At 49.8% G+C, this 20,923-nt stretch carries 15 protein-coding genes; 14 read left to right on the top strand and 1 reads right to left on the bottom strand.

The window, feature by feature from the left end:
- Positions 1–89: 89 nt before the first annotated feature.
- Together HH215_RS28695 and map are read left to right on the top strand one after the other, a co-directional pair.
- Complete coding sequence (locus tag HH215_RS28695; protein WP_169283004.1) at positions 90–278, top strand: hypothetical protein; 189 nt, start codon at positions 90–92, stop codon at positions 276–278.
- A gap of 682 nt (positions 279–960) precedes the next feature.
- Positions 961–1,737: a type I methionyl aminopeptidase gene (gene map / locus HH215_RS28700; protein ID WP_256376644.1), complete on the top strand. Its 777-nt coding sequence runs from the start codon at positions 961–963 to the stop codon at positions 1,735–1,737.
- A 68-nt stretch (positions 1,738–1,805) separates the two neighbouring features.
- Here map and HH215_RS28705 read toward each other — a convergent pair whose 3' ends face one another.
- The gene (locus tag HH215_RS28705) at positions 1,806–2,525 is read right to left on the bottom strand and encodes a hypothetical protein (protein WP_169283005.1); all 720 of its coding nucleotides are present in this window, start codon (positions 2,523–2,525) and stop codon (positions 1,806–1,808) included.
- A 442-nt stretch (positions 2,526–2,967) separates the two neighbouring features.
- On the opposite strand from HH215_RS28705, the gene coxB reads away from it, so the two are divergent.
- The 12 genes from coxB (at position 2,968) to HH215_RS28765 (ending at position 20,760) form a co-directional block, all read left to right on the top strand.
- Positions 2,968–3,996 carry a cytochrome c oxidase subunit II gene (gene coxB / locus HH215_RS28710; protein WP_169283006.1) on the top strand — a complete coding sequence of 343 codons (1,029 nt, stop codon included), beginning with the start codon at positions 2,968–2,970 and terminating at the stop codon, positions 3,994–3,996.
- Between the two features lie 76 nt (positions 3,997–4,072).
- Positions 4,073–5,878, top strand: coding sequence for a cytochrome c oxidase subunit I (gene ctaD / locus HH215_RS28715; RefSeq protein WP_169284625.1), 1,806 nt, complete (start codon positions 4,073–4,075; stop codon positions 5,876–5,878).
- Entirely contained in the window at positions 5,875–6,492 is a 618-nt protein-coding gene (locus tag HH215_RS28720; RefSeq protein WP_169283007.1) for a cytochrome (ubi)quinol oxidase subunit III, read from the top strand. Before ctaD ends, HH215_RS28720 begins: the two co-directional genes overlap by 4 nt.
- 4 nt (positions 6,493–6,496) lie before the next feature.
- On the top strand, positions 6,497–6,820 hold the full coding sequence (locus HH215_RS28725; RefSeq protein WP_169283008.1) for a cytochrome C oxidase subunit IV family protein: 324 nt from the start codon (positions 6,497–6,499) through the stop codon (positions 6,818–6,820).
- A gap of 120 nt (positions 6,821–6,940) precedes the next feature.
- Entirely contained in the window at positions 6,941–7,855 is a 915-nt protein-coding gene (gene ctaG, locus HH215_RS28730) for a cytochrome c oxidase assembly factor CtaG (RefSeq protein WP_310735513.1), read from the top strand.
- A 113-nt stretch (positions 7,856–7,968) separates the two neighbouring features.
- On the top strand, positions 7,969–8,430 hold the full coding sequence (locus HH215_RS28735; RefSeq protein ID WP_169283009.1) for a DUF420 domain-containing protein: 462 nt from the start codon (positions 7,969–7,971) through the stop codon (positions 8,428–8,430).
- A 312-nt stretch (positions 8,431–8,742) separates the two neighbouring features.
- Complete coding sequence (locus HH215_RS28740; RefSeq protein ID WP_169283010.1) at positions 8,743–13,386, top strand: polysaccharide lyase family protein; 4,644 nt, start codon at positions 8,743–8,745, stop codon at positions 13,384–13,386.
- A 117-nt stretch (positions 13,387–13,503) separates the two neighbouring features.
- The gene (locus HH215_RS28745) at positions 13,504–15,141 is read left to right on the top strand and encodes a response regulator transcription factor (protein WP_169283011.1); all 1,638 of its coding nucleotides are present in this window, start codon (positions 13,504–13,506) and stop codon (positions 15,139–15,141) included.
- A gap of 41 nt (positions 15,142–15,182) precedes the next feature.
- Positions 15,183–16,940: a sensor histidine kinase gene (locus tag HH215_RS28750; RefSeq protein WP_169283012.1), complete on the top strand. Its 1,758-nt coding sequence runs from the start codon at positions 15,183–15,185 to the stop codon at positions 16,938–16,940.
- A gap of 205 nt (positions 16,941–17,145) precedes the next feature.
- Complete coding sequence (locus tag HH215_RS28755) at positions 17,146–18,138, top strand: ABC transporter permease (RefSeq protein WP_169283013.1); 993 nt, start codon at positions 17,146–17,148, stop codon at positions 18,136–18,138.
- 13 nt (positions 18,139–18,151) lie between these two features.
- On the top strand, positions 18,152–19,063 hold the full coding sequence (locus HH215_RS28760; protein WP_169283014.1) for a carbohydrate ABC transporter permease: 912 nt from the start codon (positions 18,152–18,154) through the stop codon (positions 19,061–19,063).
- Positions 19,064–19,158: 95 nt separating this feature from the next.
- Positions 19,159–20,760: an ABC transporter substrate-binding protein gene (locus HH215_RS28765; RefSeq protein ID WP_169283015.1), complete on the top strand. Its 1,602-nt coding sequence runs from the start codon at positions 19,159–19,161 to the stop codon at positions 20,758–20,760.
- Positions 20,761–20,923: the final 163 nt, after the last annotated feature.

A 20,923-nucleotide genomic window follows, 5' to 3' on the forward strand; every position in this document is an offset into this window, starting at 1 on the left:
ACCTTAATTCGGTTCTCCGAGTGGCGAAATACCGCCTCCGTTCCGGGATTTGCGCCGGGTCGGAATCCATTCCACTGGGAGGGAATTGCATGGCCAAACGCAGCCACAACGAAGTTCAAGAAAGTTTGCGAGAACTGACTAGAATTTTCCGCCCCAAGGATCCGCGCAAGTTCGTTAAAGACTACATCCGCAAATACAGAATTACCGGTGGATACGAAGAGGAGCTAACGATGCTCGTGGAACGCGAGCTGACTAAATTAAATACCCCCGCATCGTAACGCAGCGGGATTAACCGATCAGGAAAAGGCGGATGCTTTTTCCCGGTCGGTTTTTTTGTTGTTCCGACGCTAACGTTTATTAGCAACCTTAAGGGCGGTGGAGCAGTTAATGCTTTGTTTGGGGCTTGTTTTTTGAGGTTGCCTGCGACTTGTTTGGGGTCATCATTGGGTTTGCGTGAGGTTGGTTTGCTTGAGGTTGGTTTTTGGTTTGATTGGTAGTCCCGATTTTGCAGGCACGCTTCTTTGATAACGGAAATTCCTGCCGCTATCTTCCTCTCTGCCCCACTTCCGCGACGCATAACGGCAGGGATTTCCGCTATTCCCCCGTATATTGCTCGAAAAGAGAAAGGGACGTTGAAATAAAGGAAATCCGTGCCGTTATCCTTTTCCAAAGGGTCTGTCCGCACCCGAATAACGGAAGAGAATTCAGTAATGATCACTTCCAGGCGGAACTGCTTATGCTTATCAATGTACATGTTAACATTTCAAGCCCTCGGGGCCCGTGGGACAGTAAATTTCCTTAAAATTTCTGCCTAGATAGAACGAATCCCAGCTACGTTTTATTTCAATAGAAGATTTCCGCGCCAACAACATCAAATGATTTCCTCCAACATATCGTACAGCCGCCCGTAAAGATTTCAGCCCTGCCGGAATAACATAGAGGAAAGCGGAGGTGGAGGCTGTGGCTGATGACAATGGCCGGAAATACGCCGGAGGAATACCGATTCGTTCGCGGGAAGATCTGATTCAGATGGCCGCGGCGGGGAAGTTGGCCGCACGGCTGAGAAGAGAGCTCGGGAAGAGGGTTAGACCGGGTGTTACTACGATGGAATTAAACGAATTCGCGGAAAAATACATGAACGAACGGGGAGCGTACGCGGCGCAAAAAGGTTACCATGGTTATCCCTTCGCGATCTGCGCGGCGGTTAACGATTGCGTATGCCACGGGATGCCTGACGAAAGAACGCTTCTGAACGGAGATCTAGTTACATTGGATTTCGTCGTCGAGCTGAACGGATGGATGGCGGATACGGCATGGACGTATCCGGTCGGTCAAGTCTCTCCCGCAGCGAATCGATTGCGCAAAGCGGCGTATCAAGCGATGGTCAGCGGCATCGTTCATGCAAGAGCCGGGAGGACGATCGGTGATATCGCGACGGCCATTGGCCATGTTGCGAATGCGGGTTCTTTCGGAGTCGTGAGTCAATTCGGCGGACACGGGATCGGCAGGTCGATGCATGAGCCGCCGGAAGTTCCTTATGTAGGTAAAGCGGGGACGGGACGAAGGCTTAAGGAGGGGATGGTCATAACGATCGAACCGATGCTAACGATCGGATCTCCCGATGTCTTCATTGCCGAGGACGGCTGGACGGTCTTAACCGCGGAGGGCGGACTGGCCGCCCAATTCGAGCATACCGTTGCGATTACGGCGGAGGGCCCGCTCATTCTTACCAAATAATTGAACCATTTAGGGCGGAGGGCCCGAGGTTTGTCGCGGAGTCAATGACTTGCGCGATATCCCTCGGGTTACCGGCCCGTTTTTTGTTTTAAATAGAGAGGAATCGGAACTTCGTTGCCGTTATCGAACGTGTATTGAACCAATGTGTTAAAGTCCGCTGTTAACGGGGTAAGAGATTTCTTTAACCATGCGACTTTGGCATATTCCAGCGATTGATTCACAAACTCCCTGTTCGCGGAAATATGAACTTCCTGGGCGCGCGGAAATGAAGATCTAACCGTGTTGCCGATCACTTGACGAAGCTCGGTCGATAAATCGCCGTAGTCCTTATGCGTGAAATAAGAGTTGTAAGGCGTAGCCACTTGGCGATTGTCCCATTTCGAACTGCCGTTGCTGACGTTATACACGCCTTCGGTCGTTCCGGAATTATCTTGCTCGTGCGATCTTGGACCCCCTCTTGCTTCGGTACCGGTGGCGGACCAATCGGTTAAGATGCCTACATAAGCATTTTTGTCCGTTAGGAAAACAAGAGCGGTATTAATGCCGGGCAAAGCCGCCACTTTGTTCGATAAGGCGGAGCTATATTCGAAATAACGGTTGTCATGTTGCTTAGGATCGTTGGACAAGGAGCCATAAGATCGGACATGCATCATCTTCGGATCATTGGCGCTGCGGCTGGCGTAATCGTTGTTGCTTTTCTGGAAATACGATTTGTAATTGCAGGCGGATAACGTCAGTCCAAGCATGAGGACTACTCCGAATAGAAGGAAATAACGTCGAGCTGGCATGGGGTAAACCCTCCTAATCATTCAACTTAAGATTAGGGTTTACCGGTGCCGATAAAATATGCAGGAGGCGGTGCACATAAAACTCGGCCTTATTGGCAAAAAGAAGGGGAGGAGTAAAAAGCGGCAACGTTGTCGCCGCCTCGGGAGCAGTTCCGGTCCGCGATCGTCGACACCTGCGTCGAAAGAATCGGTTTGAGGGTAATAAATCCTTAGAACGGCGGCGTTTTCGACAGTTTTGAGAACAATTTGTGAACTGTTCTGTGAACATTGACAAGAAGGCGGAACAATCTTTATATTTATTAGAGTGCTTAAAGAGCGTTTGTTGTTGATTTTCAGCAAGGATAAGCATTTTGCTGGTTTGGTCCAACATCCGTGTACATATAGAATTCGTTTGCCGGACGGGGCAAACGATTTTCTATGAAAACGTCAAAGTGGGGTTGATATGATGAATCGGTGGCCTGGGATGAAACGGCTGCTTCCGCTGCTGGCAGGTTTGGTACTGTTATTGTCCGCATGCGGAAGGGAAGACCTCTCAACTCTGAATCCGCAAGGACCAGTAGCTGAGAAGCAATTTGATTTGATGAAACTGTCCATCGGCATTATGGCTTTGGTCGTTGTTGTTGTGTTCATCATCTGTATTTACGTATTGATTCGTTTTCGCCGTCGTCAAGGCGACAAAAGCATTCCCGTGCAAGTGGAAGGGAATCACAAGCTAGAAGTAATTTGGACGGTAATCCCTCTTGTTCTGCTCTTGATTCTCGGCGTTCCAACGATCAGAGACGTATTCGGTCTTGCCAAGGATTACAGTAAAGACAAGAACGCCGTGCAGGTCAAAGTAACGGCGCATCAATATTGGTGGGAATTCGAATATACCGATTACGGTATTACGACAGCTCAGGAATTGATCGTTCCGACGGATAAGACGATTTCCTTCGAACTTGTCGCTGCCGACGTTAAGCACTCCTTTTGGATTCCTTCCATCGGAGGCAAAATGGATACGAACCCGGGCGTAACGAACCGGATGTATCTTGATTTCCCTAAAGAAGGCGTTTTCCGCGGTAAGTGCGCGGAGTTATGCGGCCCGGCCCATGCCTTGATGGATTTCAAAGCGAAAGCCGTTAGTCCCGAATCGTTCGATCGCTGGGTTGCGGCGATGAAAGCTCCGGCGGTTATGCCTGCGGATGCGGAAATCGCGGAGAAATTCACTTCGCAATGCTTGAGCTGCCATGCTGTCGGTGAGAATGGCGGTAACAGCGCGCCTAACTTAACGGGAATCGGCGGACGTCAAACGGTCGGCGGTATTCTGTATAACGATGAGGCCGGTGTGGAGCAGAACCTCCATGATTGGATCACGGATCCTCAGAAATATAAAATTGGCGCAATGATGCCGGGCGCGGAAGATAACAGCTTGACGCCTGAAGAGGTATCAAGCATCGCCAAGTATTTGGCGGAATACAAGCTCGACTATTAATCAGCGGAATTGAAGGGGGTACGTGGTCTTGGCAGCACATGCACATGGACACACGGTCAAGCGCTATAGCGGCTTGATGGATTGGCTAACGACCGTCGACCATAAGAAGATAGGTATACTGTATATGATTGCAGGAGGGTTCTTCTTCTTAATTGGCGGCTTGGAAGCGATTATCATTCGGGTTCAACTGATGAAGCCGATGAATGATGTCGTTGCCGGGGATACTTTTAACGAATTGATTACGATGCATGGTACGACCATGATCTTCTTGGCCGCGATGCCTTTGCTATTCGCGCTAATGAACGCGGTTATTCCGCTTCAGATCGGAGCGCGCGACGTCGCATTCCCTTTCTTGAACTCCCTTGGTTTCTGGACGTTCTTCTTCGGCGGATTGTTGCTGAATTTGAGTTGGTTCGCCGGTACGGTGCCTGATGCGGGATGGACGTCTTACGTTCCGCTGGCGGGGCCGACCTTTAACTCGGGGCACGGGGTCGATTATTACGTAATCGGCTTGCAGATCGCCGGTATCGGTACGTTGCTTGGCGGTATCAACTTCATGGCCACGATCATCAACATGCGTGCGCCTGGATTGACCTTCATGAGACTTCCCATGTTCACTTGGTCCATCTTCATTACTTCCGCACTGATCGTGTTCGCTTTCCCGGTTCTGACAGTCGGATTGGTCGCGATCATGTTCGACCGGCTATTCCAAGCGAACTTCTTCGAAGTCGCGAACGGCGGTAGCGGAGTGCTATGGGAGCATATCTTCTGGGTTTTCGGACATCCTGAGGTGTACATCCTGATCTTGCCGGCATTCGGGATTATCTCCGAAGTCGTAAGTACCTTCTCGCGTAAGCGTCTGTTCGGTTATAGCTCGATGGTATTCGCAACCGTTCTGATCGCGTTCTTGGGATTCATGGTATGGGCTCACCACATGTTCACGACGGGTCTTGGACCGGTTGCCAACGGTTTGTTCTCGATCGCTACGATGTTGATCGCGGTTCCGACCGGGGTTAAAATTTTTAACTGGCTGTTTACGTTATGGGGCGGTTCGATCCGTTTCACGACGGCAAACCTGTTCGGTATCGGATTCATTCCGACCTTCGTTATGGGCGGAGTTACAGGCGTAATGCTAGCGTCCGCACCTGCGGATTTCCAATACCACGATAGCTATTTCGTAGTCGCTCACTTCCACTACGTTATCGTCGGCGGTTTGGTCTTCGGTATTTTCGCCGGATTGCATTACTGGTGGCCGAAAATGTTCGGACGTATGTTGAACGAAACGATCGGTAAAATTACGTTCTGGACTTTCTTTATCGGGTTCCACTTGACCTTCTTCGTACAGCATTTCCTTGGATTGCTCGGAATGCCTCGCCGTGTCTACACGTATCTCGGCGGTCAAGGCTATGACGATATGAACATGATCAGTACGGTCGGCGCGTTCTTGATGGGAGTCGGAACGATCGCGTTCTTGCTCAACGTCTTCATCACTTGGGCGAAGCCGCGCAATGCAACTAACGATCCGTGGGAAGATGGCCGTTCGTTGGAGTGGACGATTCCGTCGCCTCCTCCGGAGTACAACTTCCAACAAACTCCGCTCGTTCGCGGGTACGATGCATGGTGGAAGGAAAAGATGGAAGGAAAGACGGCTATGACGCCTGCGGAACCGATTGGGTCGATCCATATGCCTTCACCGTCGATTCTGCCTTTAATCATGAGCATCGGATTGTTCATTGCAGGTTTTGGGTTTATGTATGATCACCTTCTCGTCGCTGGCGGTGGATTAGTAATCACGTTCGGCTGCATGGTCATCCGTTCCCTGTTTGACGATCACGGTTACCATATCGAACCGGAGGATCAGGAGAAAGGAGTGAAAGCATGAGTTCACACGACCACGTAGACGGCCACTTGCCTCACGAGCCTGAGAAGGCAACGTTGCAAGCCCGTAATAATATTTTGGGATTCTGGCTGTTTCTCGGCGCGGAAACCGTATTGTTCGGTACTTTGTTCTCGGCTTTCTTGGCTCTGCGCCACAACATCGGAGACGGACCTTCCGCTAACGAGATTTTCCAACTCCCGATGGTATTCGCGGCGACGATGATCTTGTTGACTTCGAGCTTAACGAGCGTATTCGCGGTTCAAGCTTTGCACCAACATAAGAAAAAAGCGATGGTCGGATGGTTGATCGTGACCATCGTGCTAGGACTAAGCTTCCTAGGCCTGGAGATTTATGAATTCTTCGAGTACGTACACGAAGGCCATAAATTTACGACAAGCGCATTCAGTTCCTCGTTCTATACGTTAGTCGGGTTCCACGGCGCGCACGTTGCGTTCGGTGTCGTCTGGATCTCAATGATCATTGGACAAATCTTCAAAAAAGGTTTGACCGTCGTGACGGCGCCGAAAGTATATATTTCCGCCATCTACTGGCATTTCATCGACGTTGTCTGGGTATTCATCTTCACCGTTGTTTACTTGATGGGAAAGGTGGGTTAATCTCATGTCGAGCAATCATGACCATGCGGCTTCCGGAGAAGCACCGAAACGGCATAGGGTGGAAGGTCCGCAGAAACATATCGTCGGCTTCGTGTTATCTCTAGCCCTTACGATTATCGCGTTCGCGGCAGTATCCGCAGGGGAAATCAACACGACTTTTACGTATATTATTTTGGTCGGTATGGCTGTTGTTCAAGTTTTCATTCAAATGGCATTTTGGATGCATATGAAGGATCGCGGACATTTGTTTCCGATCATAGGAATCGTTGCGGGTGCCTTTGTCGTTTTCACTATGGTGATCATGGCCCTGTATTGGGTTTGGTGGTAAGCAAGAAAAGAGTTAAACTACAGAGAGGCGGGCCACAATCCGTCCTCTCTATTTTTATGAACGGAACGAATGGCGAGCGAACCCTCGCATGATTCGTTACAGCTAGAAAGGGGGTTAACGATGATGTGGGGTTTGGAGTATTTTTCATTTCGCGATTTGTGGAGTCCGATGTTCATGATCTTCATGATGGCGATTATCGTGTTATATACGTTTATGGTGGGGCCTTGGAAACATCGGTTTGCGGGTAGCGCTCCCGTATCCTTTTCTCGTCAGTTGTCATTCGTGCTTGCGATCGTGCTGCTTTACTTAACGCAAGGCGGGCCTTTAAGCTTGATGGGGCATCTGATGTTTACGTTCCATATGACCAATATGGCGCTTGCGTATATCCTCGTACCTCCGTTGTTGATTTATGGTATACCTGATTGGATGTGGAGACGGCTTTTCCGGGCTAGCTTCTGGAGATGGGGAGCTTTCCGGCTCATCATGAATCCGATCATCAGCCTGGGACTGTTTACGTTACTGTTCTCGTTCTATCACATGCCGGACAATCACGACTGGATCATGACGCATTTTACGGTTCATAGAATCTACTATGCTCTGCTCTTTATCTCGTCCGTTATGATGTGGTGGCATGTTTACTGTCCGATTCCGGAATGGAGACGGATGACCCACATGCTTACGCTCGGTTATATTTTCATGAGCGGATTGTTGTTGACGCCGGCTTGCGCGATGATTATTTTCGCCAGCGGTCCTTTATTCGCCGTATACAACGATCCCCAAGTATGGGTGAAGGCAATGGGATATTGCGTATCCGGCGATCCGGCCGAATTGCTCAGCAAGTTCGAAGGGCCAGCATTCTTTAATATGATGAGCGGCAAGGACGACCAGCAATTGGGCGGAATCGTCATGAAGCTGCTGCAGGAATTCGTTAACGCAGCCGCGCTCTACACCGTATTCATGCAATGGTACCGGAAAGAGCGATCGGAAGAGAAAGATAAAGACGAGCTTCTTAAGCCGGCCGCCGCTAATCGGTAACCGTACGATTATTAACAATCTGTGACGGTGTGCCGAAACGTTTGAACTGAGCCCGTTGGACAGGTACAATAGGGTAAAGACGGATGTTATGACGATAGAGCGGGTGAATAGACATGTCGTGGTATGATATTTTTCCACTGGTGAGTACAAGCTTTATTCTGCTCAGCGGAATATTGGTTGCCATCGGTTGGCGATTGATTATTAAGAAGAAAAGGGAAGCGCACGAGAAGGTTATGGTAGCGGCTGCAGTAGCGGCAACGATCTTCTTCATTATCTACGTGTCGCGGACGATTTTCATCGGCAATACGATGTTCAACGGACCGGAAAGCTTGAAGAACGTGTACTTGGTTTTCTTGCTGTTTCATATCGTGCTCGCAACGGTTGCCGCCGTATTCGGAATTACGACGCTGACGCTTGCCTACCGTAAAAATTTCGCCAAACACCGCAAGGTGGGCAGAGTTACGGCCATGATCTGGTTTACCACCGTCGTAACGGGAGTTACCGTATACGTTCTGCTGTACCTGTGTTATCCCGGCGGTCATACGAAGCCGGTCATCGATGCGATATTCGGTTAAAGACTGGAAATAGAGCTGCGCAGGTGAATAAAGGTATCCATAGACCGAACGCTTTTTGTCAAAGTGTCCAGTCAACGGGTACCTTTTTTGTTTTGCTTGGGTAAGCAGGGGATGGCGAATAGATTACCGGGATCATTGTTTTAATTCCATAATAAATGTCACAGCGATCGGAATAGTGATCATCGCTAGTCCTATGTACAATCCTTAAAATGAAGAAGAAAACGCGATGTCGCCAAATGAAATGATAACGCTTCCAATCGCTCGCAAAAGGTGATATTAGGATTTTCATATTTATTAAGGAGAGTGAAATCATTGAGAATTGTAACGCTCAAGCAAAAGCTGAGTCTGTATCTCGTCATCCTGTTAGTCGCGACGATGTTGCCGTTCGGATCGGCATTCGCGGATGACTCGCAACCGATTACACCGAGCAGCGAACCGTTCGCAGATGACTATAGCGGGAACGGGAATACGGACGCGATCTCCGATAATTCCTCTGTTCATTCGATCGTGCCGGACGTTACGCCTCCGTCTGTCGTATCTAACGTATATGCAGACGGTATTACGGACAAAGGATTTGATCTGCATTGGGATGCGGCTACAGATAACGAAGGTGTCGTGGCTTACGAAATCTATAGCGGTGATGCCTTGTTGTCTTCGGTGGGCAATGTAACGACTTATAAGTTGACGGGATTGGCGCAAAATGCGAACTATTCCTTGCGGATTAAAGCGCGCGACGCTAATAATAACGCTTCGGCACTAAGTACGGCTGTCGTCGTAAAAACGGCCGCTACGTTGGTTGGCGATAAGTACATTCATGGAGGCGTCGAATATACGGCTAAATACGTGAAGAGCTGGGATTTCGCTGGAGACGGTAAACCTTGGGTGGGAGATCAGCCGACCTGGGATGGCCAGAATGCCTCTTGGGTTGACAACCCGTATAATGGCGGAGATAAATCGATAGCCCTTATCATGACGAATAATGAGATACGAAAGAGTCAGATAGGTTCGCTTGGCATGACGGAGGACCAGCTTCAAGAACTGTCAGGCAAAGCGAATTATCTTGTTCGTATACAGTTCCGCAGGTGGCAGCCGAGTGGCTGGAATAGCGGATCCTTCCTCTATTGGTCACTGGTCAACTCCAATCCGGACACGAACAACAATACGCAGTGGAAGGATTTGCGTGACGATACATTAAGAAGTTCGGCCTTAACCGGGGCAACGGAAAACTATTATTACAGAGGAACCAGTCCACGGTTTACGACTACAACTGGGTGGGCGCCCAAGGATGTGCGCATCGAGTTTGATCTGGCCAATTGGGGTAACCCAAGGCCTGGAATCGGCACCTATATTGACGATGTTTCTTGGACGATCTATGTAGATCCGCTTGGTGATGCTCCGGCCGCACCGACGGCCCCGGTAGTGAATAACACGAATCACTCCTTCGGATGGACGAATACTAGCGGATACGATAGCGCCGGCAAGTATGAATACTCCCTGGATAACGGTGCAACTTGGCAGCAGGCAACAACGAATCCTCAATCCGTGGGCAATGCGTTCCGTGCGGCAGGAGAAGTTCAAGTGCGCGTTCGTGCAGCCGCAGCTACGAACGGTCTGGCGGGCAACGTTCTGAAGTCGGACAAAGCGTTCGTGTTCAGTGCATCTAACGGGGTGAAGGCCGGCGAGGAAGCGTCAAGTCTACTGTGGCGGATCGGTCAAGAAGATATGAATTCCGCTGAATTCCGCGATTATGCTCCTTCCGAGGAGACCGTTACGATCCCATCCGATTGGGCGTCACGCACCGACTGGAGTGCTTTCTCCAAGGGGATGAAGGCAGATAAGAATGGCACGATGAATATTCGTTTTAATCTTTCCGAGGTTCCAGCTCACGGGCTTAGGCTTAGCTACAAGATTCTGGATGCCTATAAGTCGACCCCTCAAATGGACGTGTTCATGAACGGCATCCTGACCGGACTTGTCCAAATTGCAGGTATTAACGGCAGCGGGGCGCTTGATAACGATGGTGAACCGTTAGCCTACAAGCAGAATTATAAGGTATATATTCCTAGAGAGCTCCTACAAATTGGCGAGAATACGTTGAAGCTAAAGGTCGATCGCGGATTGTATGCGAACAATACCGGAGATCAATATTTATGGTACCAGTGGGATTATGTGAAGATGGAGCAACTGAGCGAACCTGCGGTCGAACCGTTGAATGGCAGATATATTCATCTGGGCACTAACTTAGGTAATCTATTTTCCTTCGGTAACGATCAGACCCGACTTCTCCCGCAGCTCACGGAATGGCTTGGCATTGCTTACAGCGGTAACTGGATGCGCGTTCCGTTCTGGACGGATACGAAGAGCCAGTGGTGGGAGGAAGGGCGCAACTATTTGCTCGCATTACGAGATTTGAATCTCGCTCCGATGATGAATGTGTTCGGCGGTGATCTGAAGAACGATACGGTGTTGCAACAAGGCACGATCACGCAAGGCGTTCGTGACACATATCGTCAGTTTGTGGCTCGATACGGCGATCTGTTCCAGTACTTGGAGCTGCAGAACGAACCCGGACTGTTCGGCTGGCACCAGAAGTCGGTTGTTGCGCTAGGCCAGATGCTGCAACAGGAGCGGATGACTCAACAGCCGAATCTAAAGGTTATTGCACCTGGCTGGGCCTATTGGCCGACGAACGGTTCCCCTGCCGGGTGGGAGCGCAATCCTGAACTTCGCAGGGAAATTGAAGATCTCTCCGATATGACTAACGGACATAGCTATGGGGGGACTGGGGTGTCCTCTCCTCGTGGCAGCTCACTCCCCGAAACCTTGCTGACCTATTCGGAAACGAATGGAGTTATCCCTAAGGAGATGGTGATGAGCGAGACGGGCGGTAATGACGCTCACGTGGATGGCTCCCAATACGGGACGACGGCTTATCGGTTCGCTTCCTCGTTCGACCGGGAAATGCGGGCGAATATCGGATACGTAGACCATATCATGCAGCATGCCGCCTTCTTCGAGGAGGGGGATACCTCATTTGGTTTATTCGATCTCGATTTCAATTGGAGGACGCAGAAGCCCGAGGATACGATTGCTTGGCCGAATACGAAGGAGCCGGGCGAGACTCGCTTGAAGTCGTTTCGCCGTTTGGCTGCGGCCTATGCGACTCACGGGACTCCGTTAGCCTACGAGTATATCGACAAGGCGGCAGTGCAAGACAAGCGCGTGCTGTTCCGTGCGGTGGATACGTCGGGACTGGGCACTTCGGGCGTAGGAGCTAGCGCGAGCAAAATATTGCTGAACTTTGTCAGCTTCGAAACCTCGCCGGTCACAATGAAGGTAAAGGTCAAGCTTCCGACCGCCGGACAATATTCAGGCAGTCGTTATGGCAATGGAGATTCGTATACCGCCTCGCGCCAAGATGTGACCGCATTGACAGCCGATCCTTACTTGACGCTAGAAGCGACGGTGAATCCGGGCGAAGCCGTGCAATATATCCTTGAAGCTAAGGATGGCAGCGCTCCAACCGCTCCGACAGGCCTTACTGTTCAGCCGATCTCCTACGAGCAAATGAATTTGGCTTGGAGTGGCTCCTCAGATAATAAGCGCGTAGCAGGTTACAAGATTTACCGCAACGGCGAGCTGTTGAACACTTTACCTAGCGTATTGAAGTCCTACAAGGATTTCAGCGTGGCGCCGGAAACCATATATACCTATTACGTGCTGGCTTTTGACGATTCCGGCAACGTATCGACTCCTTCCGGCGAGATCACGAAAACATCGCTAGTCATGCCGGTCACGCCTGGAGGCCCTAGATACGAGGCGGAATTTACCCAGCTCGCGAGCGGCATGGTCATCGTCAACGATTCGAACGCTTCCGGGGGCAAGGCCGTAGCTCAGACACATACGGGTCCTTTCACTCTACTCAATATCACGGCAGCAGAAGCGGGATATTATACTCTAACGATTCGCTATGCAGCCGGAGGGGATGCGAGCAAGATCATTGTCGTAAACGACAATCCAGGCGTACTGATCGATCTGCCGTCAACAGGCGGGTGGGCTAACGGCAATCATTACAAAGATCGGAAAGCGAGTATTCAATTAAAGCAAGGGAAAAACAACATCATCGTTGAATCGAGAACCGGTGGTGCGGATGTCGACTACTTCGAGCTCTATCCCGGCGAATATGTGCCAACGCCGATATGGCAGGAGCTTCCGCATAATAGCGAGTTTTTGGAATACGGCGCCGGATTTGCTCTCAGCGCCGGAGGAGATTCGCATGATGCTTCGACGCCGGACGCTTACGCGGAGTTCGCCTTTAAGGGGACAGGGTTCAGCTGGAATTCTCGGATTCAGTCGAACATGGGAATTGCCGAGGTCTACGTAGACGGGATACTTCTGGCAACCGTCGACTTAGTTCAGGCGGGTCTTGAAGGCTTCAACCGCGAAGTATTCAAGACGGAAGGACTGACAGACGGTCTGCACGTCGTGAGGCTCGTCGTTAAGGAAGGTACGATAGCCATCTATAAGTTCGGCTATTTAGGCTTGGAGGCCAAGCCGATCAGTTCCGGCGCGGATCTCATTGTGACTGCAGTGGAGCTTACCGCGAATTCTCCGCATGCCGGAGATGATGTACTGCTGCGCGCTACCATCAAGAATGTCGGGGTGAAACCGACTCCGGCTAACTCGGTCGTCGGTGGCGTATTCCTGGTAGATGGCGGTATCGTCGCGTATAACGATGTGTTCAAGGATTCCATTGCACCGGGCGAATCCGTAATCTGGGAAGCGACTGGCGGGCCTCAGGGAAGCAATCTTTGGCATATTCCAAGTGAGGGTACCTATAAGATCGGGTTTAGGGTCAACGATATTTATCGAATTACGGAAATGGATTATACGAACAATTCGTTCGAGAGAAATATAACGATAGCAGAAGCTTCAACACCTCCGACATTACATTGAAGGGCTCGCAGCAGGATAAGAACAGTGGTATAAATAAACTAGCGAATTATGGAAGAGTTTGTATGAGGTAATAGACTTGGATTCGTTTTTTTTGTTGGATCAAGGAGGAATAGGCAGATGTTTAATGTATTGATCGTCGATGACGAGCCGATCATTTGCGGTGCAATCAGCCGATTCCTTCTGCGTTCCGAATATGGAATCGTGAGGGCCGAGACGGCGCTGAATGGCTTCGAAGCTCTTGATTATTTGAGGTTGGATAAGTTCGATCTGATCATTACAGATATTCAAATGGGCGGCATGAACGGTATCGAGCTAATGGAAGTGATCTTCTCCGAGCATCCGAATATTCCGATTATCGTCATTTCCGCTCATGAGGATTTTCATTATGCTCAACAGGCGCTTCGGCTTGGAGCTATTGATTACCTGATCAAGCCAGTGGAATCCGAGCATCTGTATCAAGTGGTAGGCAATGCGCTCAGCAAGCGACATTCCGAGGACTTGAGGACCTGGGAGCACCAAATACGGCAGAAGTATGCAGTAGGCCAATTGCTAACGGCAAAATCGATTCTGTTATATGAATGGCTAAGCGACGAGGACAATGAATGGACTTCGGATGAGCTTGAGGTCGTCTTCTCCGATCTAGGGGTTCTATTGCCGGGTCCGTTCTATTGCGTGCTCAATGTCGAGTTGGATTTGGGCGAAGGAGGCTTGCGCCGAAACACGAGGTTTAACGTCAAAGATCGCAAGCTGCTGCTCTTCGCCGCTTTGAATATTATCGAAGAGAGTCTTTCAAGCTGGGAGGCGGTGAGCTTCTATGGGTTGAAAGGCCAACTGGTAACTATCGTCTCGATTAAAGAGGCGGAATGGAAGCAGTGGGGCACAGAGGCATTGACTCAAATCCAACTGATTGCGCGTACGATGCAGGCGAATATCTCAACGTATCTCAATCTGAACAGTTGGATTGGGCTTAGTCGGACGACTGAGGGAGTAACTCGGATTCCAGCCTTGTACCTGGAGACGAAGGATGCGCTGGAGGCCAAGCAGAATGACCGTCCTGAGTTACCGGTCTATTATATCGGCGATGTCGAGCAGCAGCTTGACAAGTTAATGCTCCGTTGGCAGCAGCATCTCGAGGGTCTCGTCAAGGTGCTGCAACAGCAAACGGAAGCCGAGCAGGCCGAGGCGGTTGTCATGCGTTTACTTAAAGAGCTAACGAAGCTTGGCATGCCGGAAGAGCAGTGGGCGAACTGCTTGCTGCAGGCGGCATATTGCCTGTACGGGATGCTGGGTGAATTACGCGATATGTTGGAAGAGGAGAGTCTTCCGCCAGAACCGCAGGCTTATGCAAGGCATGCGGTGTCGAAGGAGAAAATCGGCGAATTCGGAGCCTATCTCACGGAGATCGCCCGATGTGTCATTGTAGGACATGTTCGGCGAGAGAGCTCGACGGTCATGAAGGCAATGGAATATATTCGCCGTTCTTATGCAAACAAGGGCTTGAAGCTGCAGGATGTGGCCCGCGAGGTTCACCTTAGCCCGAACTATTTCAGTTATCTCTTCAAGCGGGTGACGGATAAGAACCTGTGGGACTACCTAACGGAAATCCGGATGAAAGAGGCCAAACGACTCCTTCTACAAAGCGACAAAAAGCGATATGAGATTTCCGAATCCATCGGTTACGAGTCTCCTGAGCATTTTAGTCGAGTATTCAAGAAGCACTTCGGTGTCAGCCCCGCCGACTATCGCAATAGGTAAGGACAACCCATCCATTGCGGGAGGAGAAAGGGGAAGCCATTATGCCGCTAAAGAACAAGATCATTCTCTCGTTTCTCGCTTTCATCGTCATTCCCTTTCTAATAGTCGGCGGATTCTCTTATAGGCAGGCATCGGAAATGACGAAGGAGCAGGTGAGCCTTACTCTGTTTCGGCTGGCCAAGCAGAATGGGATTACGCTGGAGCGAACGCTAAACAGCATGAACGAGAAGACTCTCAAGTTCATTGAGGAGCACTTCATCAATAATGCGAAGAGTCCGATTGTCCTCAGTCAGATTAGCGACCTATCCGAGTACAATACGATCAGCGATATCATTTCCAAGTTCACGCTCGACGGAACGCATTACGCCCTGTTCGTGCCCGACGCGAACGACAAATGGAATTATACGCTCGATTCGGGTAAGGAATTCGGCTTGATCTATACCGATTCGAATCGTCTGCCGCCCTTCTACGAGGAAGCGGTCCAGCTTCGCGGGACAGGAATCATTCGCGTCGTGAAGTTCGGCGATTCACTCCGTCCAACCGTCTGCTTCGTAAGGGCGATCGTCGATCCGCAGGATTCGAAACAAACATTGGGTGTTCTCTATGTGACGCACCTAGAGACTATTCTGTTTAACGACATCTGGGATAACCAAGTTCCATCGGGAAGTCGTAGTTACCTCATCAACGAGAGGAACGAAGTGTTAAGCTCCGACTCGAACGAGCAGATCGGCAGTAAGATGGATATTCCGGTACAGATGCAACAGATAACTAACGATTACCGCGTGGTGAATTGGCACAATCGCCAGGTCTTATTCACCTCGATCTATAATCAGAAATTCAGCACACGCCTTGTCTACGAGGTCCCCGTTCATACGATGATCGGCGAGCAGGAGTCCTATCAACGGGTGTTATTCGTCGTTATGTTGCTTTGCTTCCTTTTCGTTGCCGGGTATCTCGTCTACATGCTTCGACTAATGCTGAGTCCGCTGCACAAGCTGTCTAAATTAGCCGAGAGGTATGAGCCGGGCATGACATTCAGCCTTCTGTCTATGGTGCAACGCAATGATGAGATCGGCAAAATGTACGGATCCTTTCAGCGAATGACCGAGCGGGTGAACCAGTTAGTCGGAGAACGTTACTTGTTGGAAATGAAGCAGCAGCAGATGGAGCTTATGACTTTGCATACCCAGATTACGCCGCATCTGCTGTACAACACATTGGACTCCATTTATTGGACCGCAATCGATAAGGACGAGCCCGAGCTTGCGCGAATGGTTAAAGACTTATCCTCTCTTCTACGGATTGGTTTAAGCAGGGGAAGGGAACTCGTAACGGTTCGCGAGGAAATCCAACATATTCAGGCGTATACTCGTCTGCAACTGCAGCGGTACCAAAACGTATTCGAAGTGCATTATGACTTGGATGAAGGGTTACTGGACGAGACTACGCCTAAGGTTATTTTGCAGCCGATTGTGGAAAATGCCATTCTCCATGGCGTCGGGAAGATGGACGGCGAGGGAGAAATCTGGATTCGGGCGGTACGAGGGGCGGAGTACTTCGCTTTTATTATCGACGATAATGGCTTTAAGCCGGCAGATCCTGAATCGCTGCATCGTCTCATGGCCTTTGGAGTGGGAGAGGGGTACGGGATTCGTAATGTAGACCGACGGATCAAGCTGCATTTCGGAGACGCGTTCGGCATCCGATATTCGTTACGCGAAGATGGGGGTACTAGAGCAGAGATTCGTCTACCGATCCGACCGCTTGTGCCATTGGATGATAATGACGGTTCGTTATAATTTCTCGCACCTTTTCCGGCTTCGCAAACTCTACTCGAGTTTGCGAAGTTGTTTTTGTCCTGAACGATCGAGGCATGAATATCCATCACGATAATGAATACAACCGTCATCGTAATGCCTCAGGATCGCCTCTATAATCAGTTTATATCCGCTAGAGTCAGATATTCGACGCTAGAGAATTAAGCTAGAGGCAGGAGGAATTCGCATGGCAATTCAGACTTCCATAGATCGCACGGTGTATGCCGACAAGGGGGTTAAGCCTCTCGCATTCAAGCAAAGGGGGTTATCCCGGTTTGTTCGGAATTTGATCTCTTACAAAGCGCTTTACTTGATGTTCATTCCAGGACTGCTCGTACTTCTCGTCAACAATTACCTGCCTATATTCGGCGTTTTCGTCGCCTTTAAGGACGTGAACTATATAGACGGTATTTTCGGTAGCCCTTGGGTAGGCTTCCACAACTTCGAGTTTCTTTTCAGCAACGACGATGCCATCCGAGCCGTTCGTAATACCGTCCTCTATAGCGTCACCTTTATGTCGTTGACGACGGTGTTCGCCGTCACGGTCAGCCTGCTCTTCAATGAGCTGAGGTCGCGATTGTTCGCGAAGCTGTATCAAAGCTTAATGATCTTGCCTTACTTCCTTTCCATGGTCGTTGTGAGTTATCTCGTGCTCGCATTCCTAAGCCCGCAAGGCGGCTTTATTAATACCATTCTCAGGAGCATGGGTATAGCAGAGATCGATTGGTACTCCTCCTCCGAATACTGGCCTACAATCTTTGTTCTGATTACTTTGTGGAAAAATATCGGCTACAGCGCAGTCGTCTATATCGCCGGTATGGCGGGTATCGATCCGGAGTATTACGAAGCGGCGGTCATCGATGGCGCTAGCCGCTGGCAGCAGGCGAAGTCGATTACATTGCCGATGATCCGTCCGCTCATCATCATTCTCACTCTGTTGTCGATGGCTAATATTTTCGTCTCGGATTTCGGGCTATTCTATCAAGTGACGCTAAATTCAGGTATCCTCTACGACACGACCGACGTTATTGATACATTCGTTTACCGATCCCTTATTAACCTTAACGACATCGGTATGTCATCGGCAGCAGCGCTCGTGCAATCAACGGTAGGGTTCGTCTTAGTCTTGAGTTCAAATGCAGTCGTTCGCAAAATAAGCAAGGAAGACTCGCTTTTCTAGGAGGGGGATCTCTATGAGCAAACTTACGGCAAGAAGGGAAAACGTTGTCGGTCCGACGGCTAACTTTCTTATCCACACTCTTTTCACTGTCGTTTCCATCGCTTGCGTCGTGCCGCTCTTGCTCGTTATCGTGATCTCGTTCACCAGCGAGACTTCTATCGTTAAGAACGGCTATCTCTTCTGGCCGGAGCAATGGTCGCTTAAATCCTATGACTTTCTATTTAAGGATGCTTCGACGGTATTCCGTGCCTATGGCGTTAGCATCGGTTTGACCCTCGTTGGAACGCTGATTAACATCCTCATTATGGGGCTATACGCGTATCCGCTCTCAAGGAGGGACCTTCCTTACCGCCCTATCTTCTCGTTCCTCCTTGTCTTTGTTCTCCTATTCAACGGGGGGACGGTCACGAAGTATATCGTCTATACTCGCATCCTGCACATTGGAGATTCTTATATGGCCCTACTGCTGCCGCTCTTGATGCTACCGTTCTACGTCATCGTCATGCGGACGTTCTTCCAGACGACGATCCATCCCGCGATTCTGGAATCGGCTAAGATCGACGGCGCCGGCGAATTTCGAATCTTTGCTAGAATCATCATTCCGCTATCGTTGCCCGTGTTCGCGACGGTCGCCTTGTTCAGCACTCTTAACTACTGGAACGATTGGTTTAACGCGCTGCTGTTCATTAACGATGCGAATAAGCTGCCGCTTCAATATCTCATGATCAAGGTTATGAACGACGTTCAGTTCATTAAAGACCGCATGGATCAAGTAGCGCTAATGAACCTGAACCTCAGCGAGCTTCCAAGCGAAACGCTTAGAATGGCAATGGTCGTTGTCGGTATTGGTCCCATCGTATTGTCTTACCCGTTCTTCCAACGTTTTTTCATCAAAGGTTTGACGGTAGGCTCCGTTAAAGGCTAGACAAGCCGTAAGTTCCGTTAAAGGCTAAACCCGGGGACGCCCGGTTAGCATAGAGAAGCAATCATGATATGCATTCATTAATGGAGGGGTATTCCGTGATAAAACATCTAAAAGTTCCAGCCCTGCTGCTCGCTTTAGGCATGACGGCGGCTATCGGCTTAAGCGCTTGCGGCAACAGTAACAATAACGCGTCACCGTCCGCATCCCCAACCGCAACAACGAATGAAAGCAACTCGCCAAGCGCTAGCTCATCAGAACCCGCTACAGCCGAGCTTCAACCCTTCGAAGTGTCCATTTATATGCCGGGTTCGCCACAGAAGGATCAAGTTGTCGTCGAAGAAAGGATCGATGAGCTACTTAAGGATAAGCTGCCGAATACGAAGGTAAGTCTGAACTATATCGATTGGAGCGCTTATTTGGAGAAAACGAACCTCATGCTTCAAACGGGGGAGCCGATAGATCTCGTCTTCGCTCCGGAATGGTATCAGTTTTTCTCCAATGCGGCGAAGGGGGCATTCCTTCCCTTGAATGACGACAGTCTGGCTCAAGGCAATTTGCTCTCCCAATATGGTAAGGGTATTAGCGAAACCATCAATCCTATTTACCTGCAAGCGCCGGTCATCGCGGGAAAACTGTATGCAATTCCAACGAATAAGGAGCTGGCTCAGGGGCGGGGCTTTGCCTTCCGTAAGGATATCGTGGAGAAGTATCAATTCGACATCAGCACGGTCAAGGAGCTAAAGGATATCGAGCCGTTCCTTCAAGTCATTAAAGAGAAGGATCCGAACATCTATCCGGTTTATAGCAACAAGCAAGATTCCGTTCTAGATTGGTTGCAGGATTACGGGTATCAAGACTTGGGCTTCGGCACTTATATTAACCGCAAGGTGGAGGGCAGCAAGGTTATCTCCGTAACAAGTCCCGAATATTTAGCTATTGAGCTCGAGAACGACAAGCTGCTTAATGACTGGTACAAGAAAGGTTATCTGAACAAAAACGCTCCGACAACGCAAGAGAAGATTGATGACGTTAGGTCAGCCGGAAAAATATGGTTCCTCTCCACGACGACCTCTCCAGGCCGGGAAGCTTCTTTCCGGATTAAGAACAACTCCGGCAGCGGTCCAGAGCACTTCGATTGGTCCGTCGTGAATACCCAAACGCCTCTCGTAACGACGTCTCAAGCGACAGGCTCACAGTTCGCGATTGCCCGCTCTTCCAAAGATCCAGCGCGTGCAATGATGGTGCTTGATCTGCTTTATACGGATAAAGAGCTATTGAATACGGTCGTATATGGAATTCAAGACAAACACTACACTAAGGTCGGAGACAACAAGATCAAGCAAATCGCGGATTCAGGTTATGCTCCGGGCAACTCGTGGATTATCGGCAACCAGCTAAATAACTATTTATTAGACAATGAATTAGACAGCAAGTATGAAGAATACGTGGAATTCAACAAAACGGCGGAGCAGTCGCCGTTGCTTGGTTTCTCTTTCAATCCCGATCCCGTAAAGACGCAGGTAGCCTCCTATAATACGATTTTTACGGAGTTCAAAGATATTCTACGCACAGGTTCGGTCGATCCTGCGGATATTCTCAAGAAACGTAACGACAAGCTGGACAAAGCCGGGATCGATGAAATCGTGAAAGAAATGCAGAAGCAATTGGACGAGTGGAAGATAGCGAACGGTAAGTAAGAAGAGTTTGAAAAATAAGAACACGGGATCGCGGCGAAAGTGCTGCCGATCCCGTGTTTTTTGGAGCGTGGACAAACCAAGTCATGTTCTCGCCCTTTCTTTAATATAGATAAGATTGAACGGTTGAGCCGGATGTCAGGCTAGCGCGGAAAGGGTGAATAGT

The sequence above is a fragment of the Cohnella herbarum genome (assembly GCF_012849095.1).
In the GTDB taxonomy this organism is placed as follows: Bacteria; Bacillota; Bacilli; order Paenibacillales; family Paenibacillaceae; genus Cohnella; species Cohnella herbarum.

What these genes read in the sequence shown, in the direction of transcription:
- HH215_RS28695 (WP_169283004.1), top strand. Translation starts at nt 90, where the DNA reads ATGGCCAAACGCAGCCACAACGAAGTTCAAGAAAGTTTGCGAGAACTG.
- HH215_RS28705 (WP_169283005.1), bottom strand. Translation starts at nt 2,525, where the DNA reads ATGCCAGCTCGACGTTATTTCCTTCTATTCGGAGTAGTCCTCATGCTT.
- coxB (WP_169283006.1), top strand. Translation starts at nt 2,968, where the DNA reads ATGATGAATCGGTGGCCTGGGATGAAACGGCTGCTTCCGCTGCTGGCA.
- ctaD (WP_169284625.1), top strand. Translation starts at nt 4,073, where the DNA reads ATGGATTGGCTAACGACCGTCGACCATAAGAAGATAGGTATACTGTAT.
- HH215_RS28720 (WP_169283007.1), top strand. Translation starts at nt 5,875, where the DNA reads ATGAGTTCACACGACCACGTAGACGGCCACTTGCCTCACGAGCCTGAG.
- HH215_RS28725 (WP_169283008.1), top strand. Translation starts at nt 6,497, where the DNA reads ATGTCGAGCAATCATGACCATGCGGCTTCCGGAGAAGCACCGAAACGG.
- ctaG (WP_310735513.1), top strand. Translation starts at nt 6,941, where the DNA reads ATGATGTGGGGTTTGGAGTATTTTTCATTTCGCGATTTGTGGAGTCCG.
- HH215_RS28735 (WP_169283009.1), top strand. Translation starts at nt 7,969, where the DNA reads ATGTCGTGGTATGATATTTTTCCACTGGTGAGTACAAGCTTTATTCTG.
- HH215_RS28745 (WP_169283011.1), top strand. Translation starts at nt 13,504, where the DNA reads ATGTTTAATGTATTGATCGTCGATGACGAGCCGATCATTTGCGGTGCA.
- HH215_RS28750 (WP_169283012.1), top strand. Translation starts at nt 15,183, where the DNA reads ATGCCGCTAAAGAACAAGATCATTCTCTCGTTTCTCGCTTTCATCGTC.
- HH215_RS28755 (WP_169283013.1), top strand. Translation starts at nt 17,146, where the DNA reads ATGGCAATTCAGACTTCCATAGATCGCACGGTGTATGCCGACAAGGGG.
- HH215_RS28760 (WP_169283014.1), top strand. Translation starts at nt 18,152, where the DNA reads ATGAGCAAACTTACGGCAAGAAGGGAAAACGTTGTCGGTCCGACGGCT.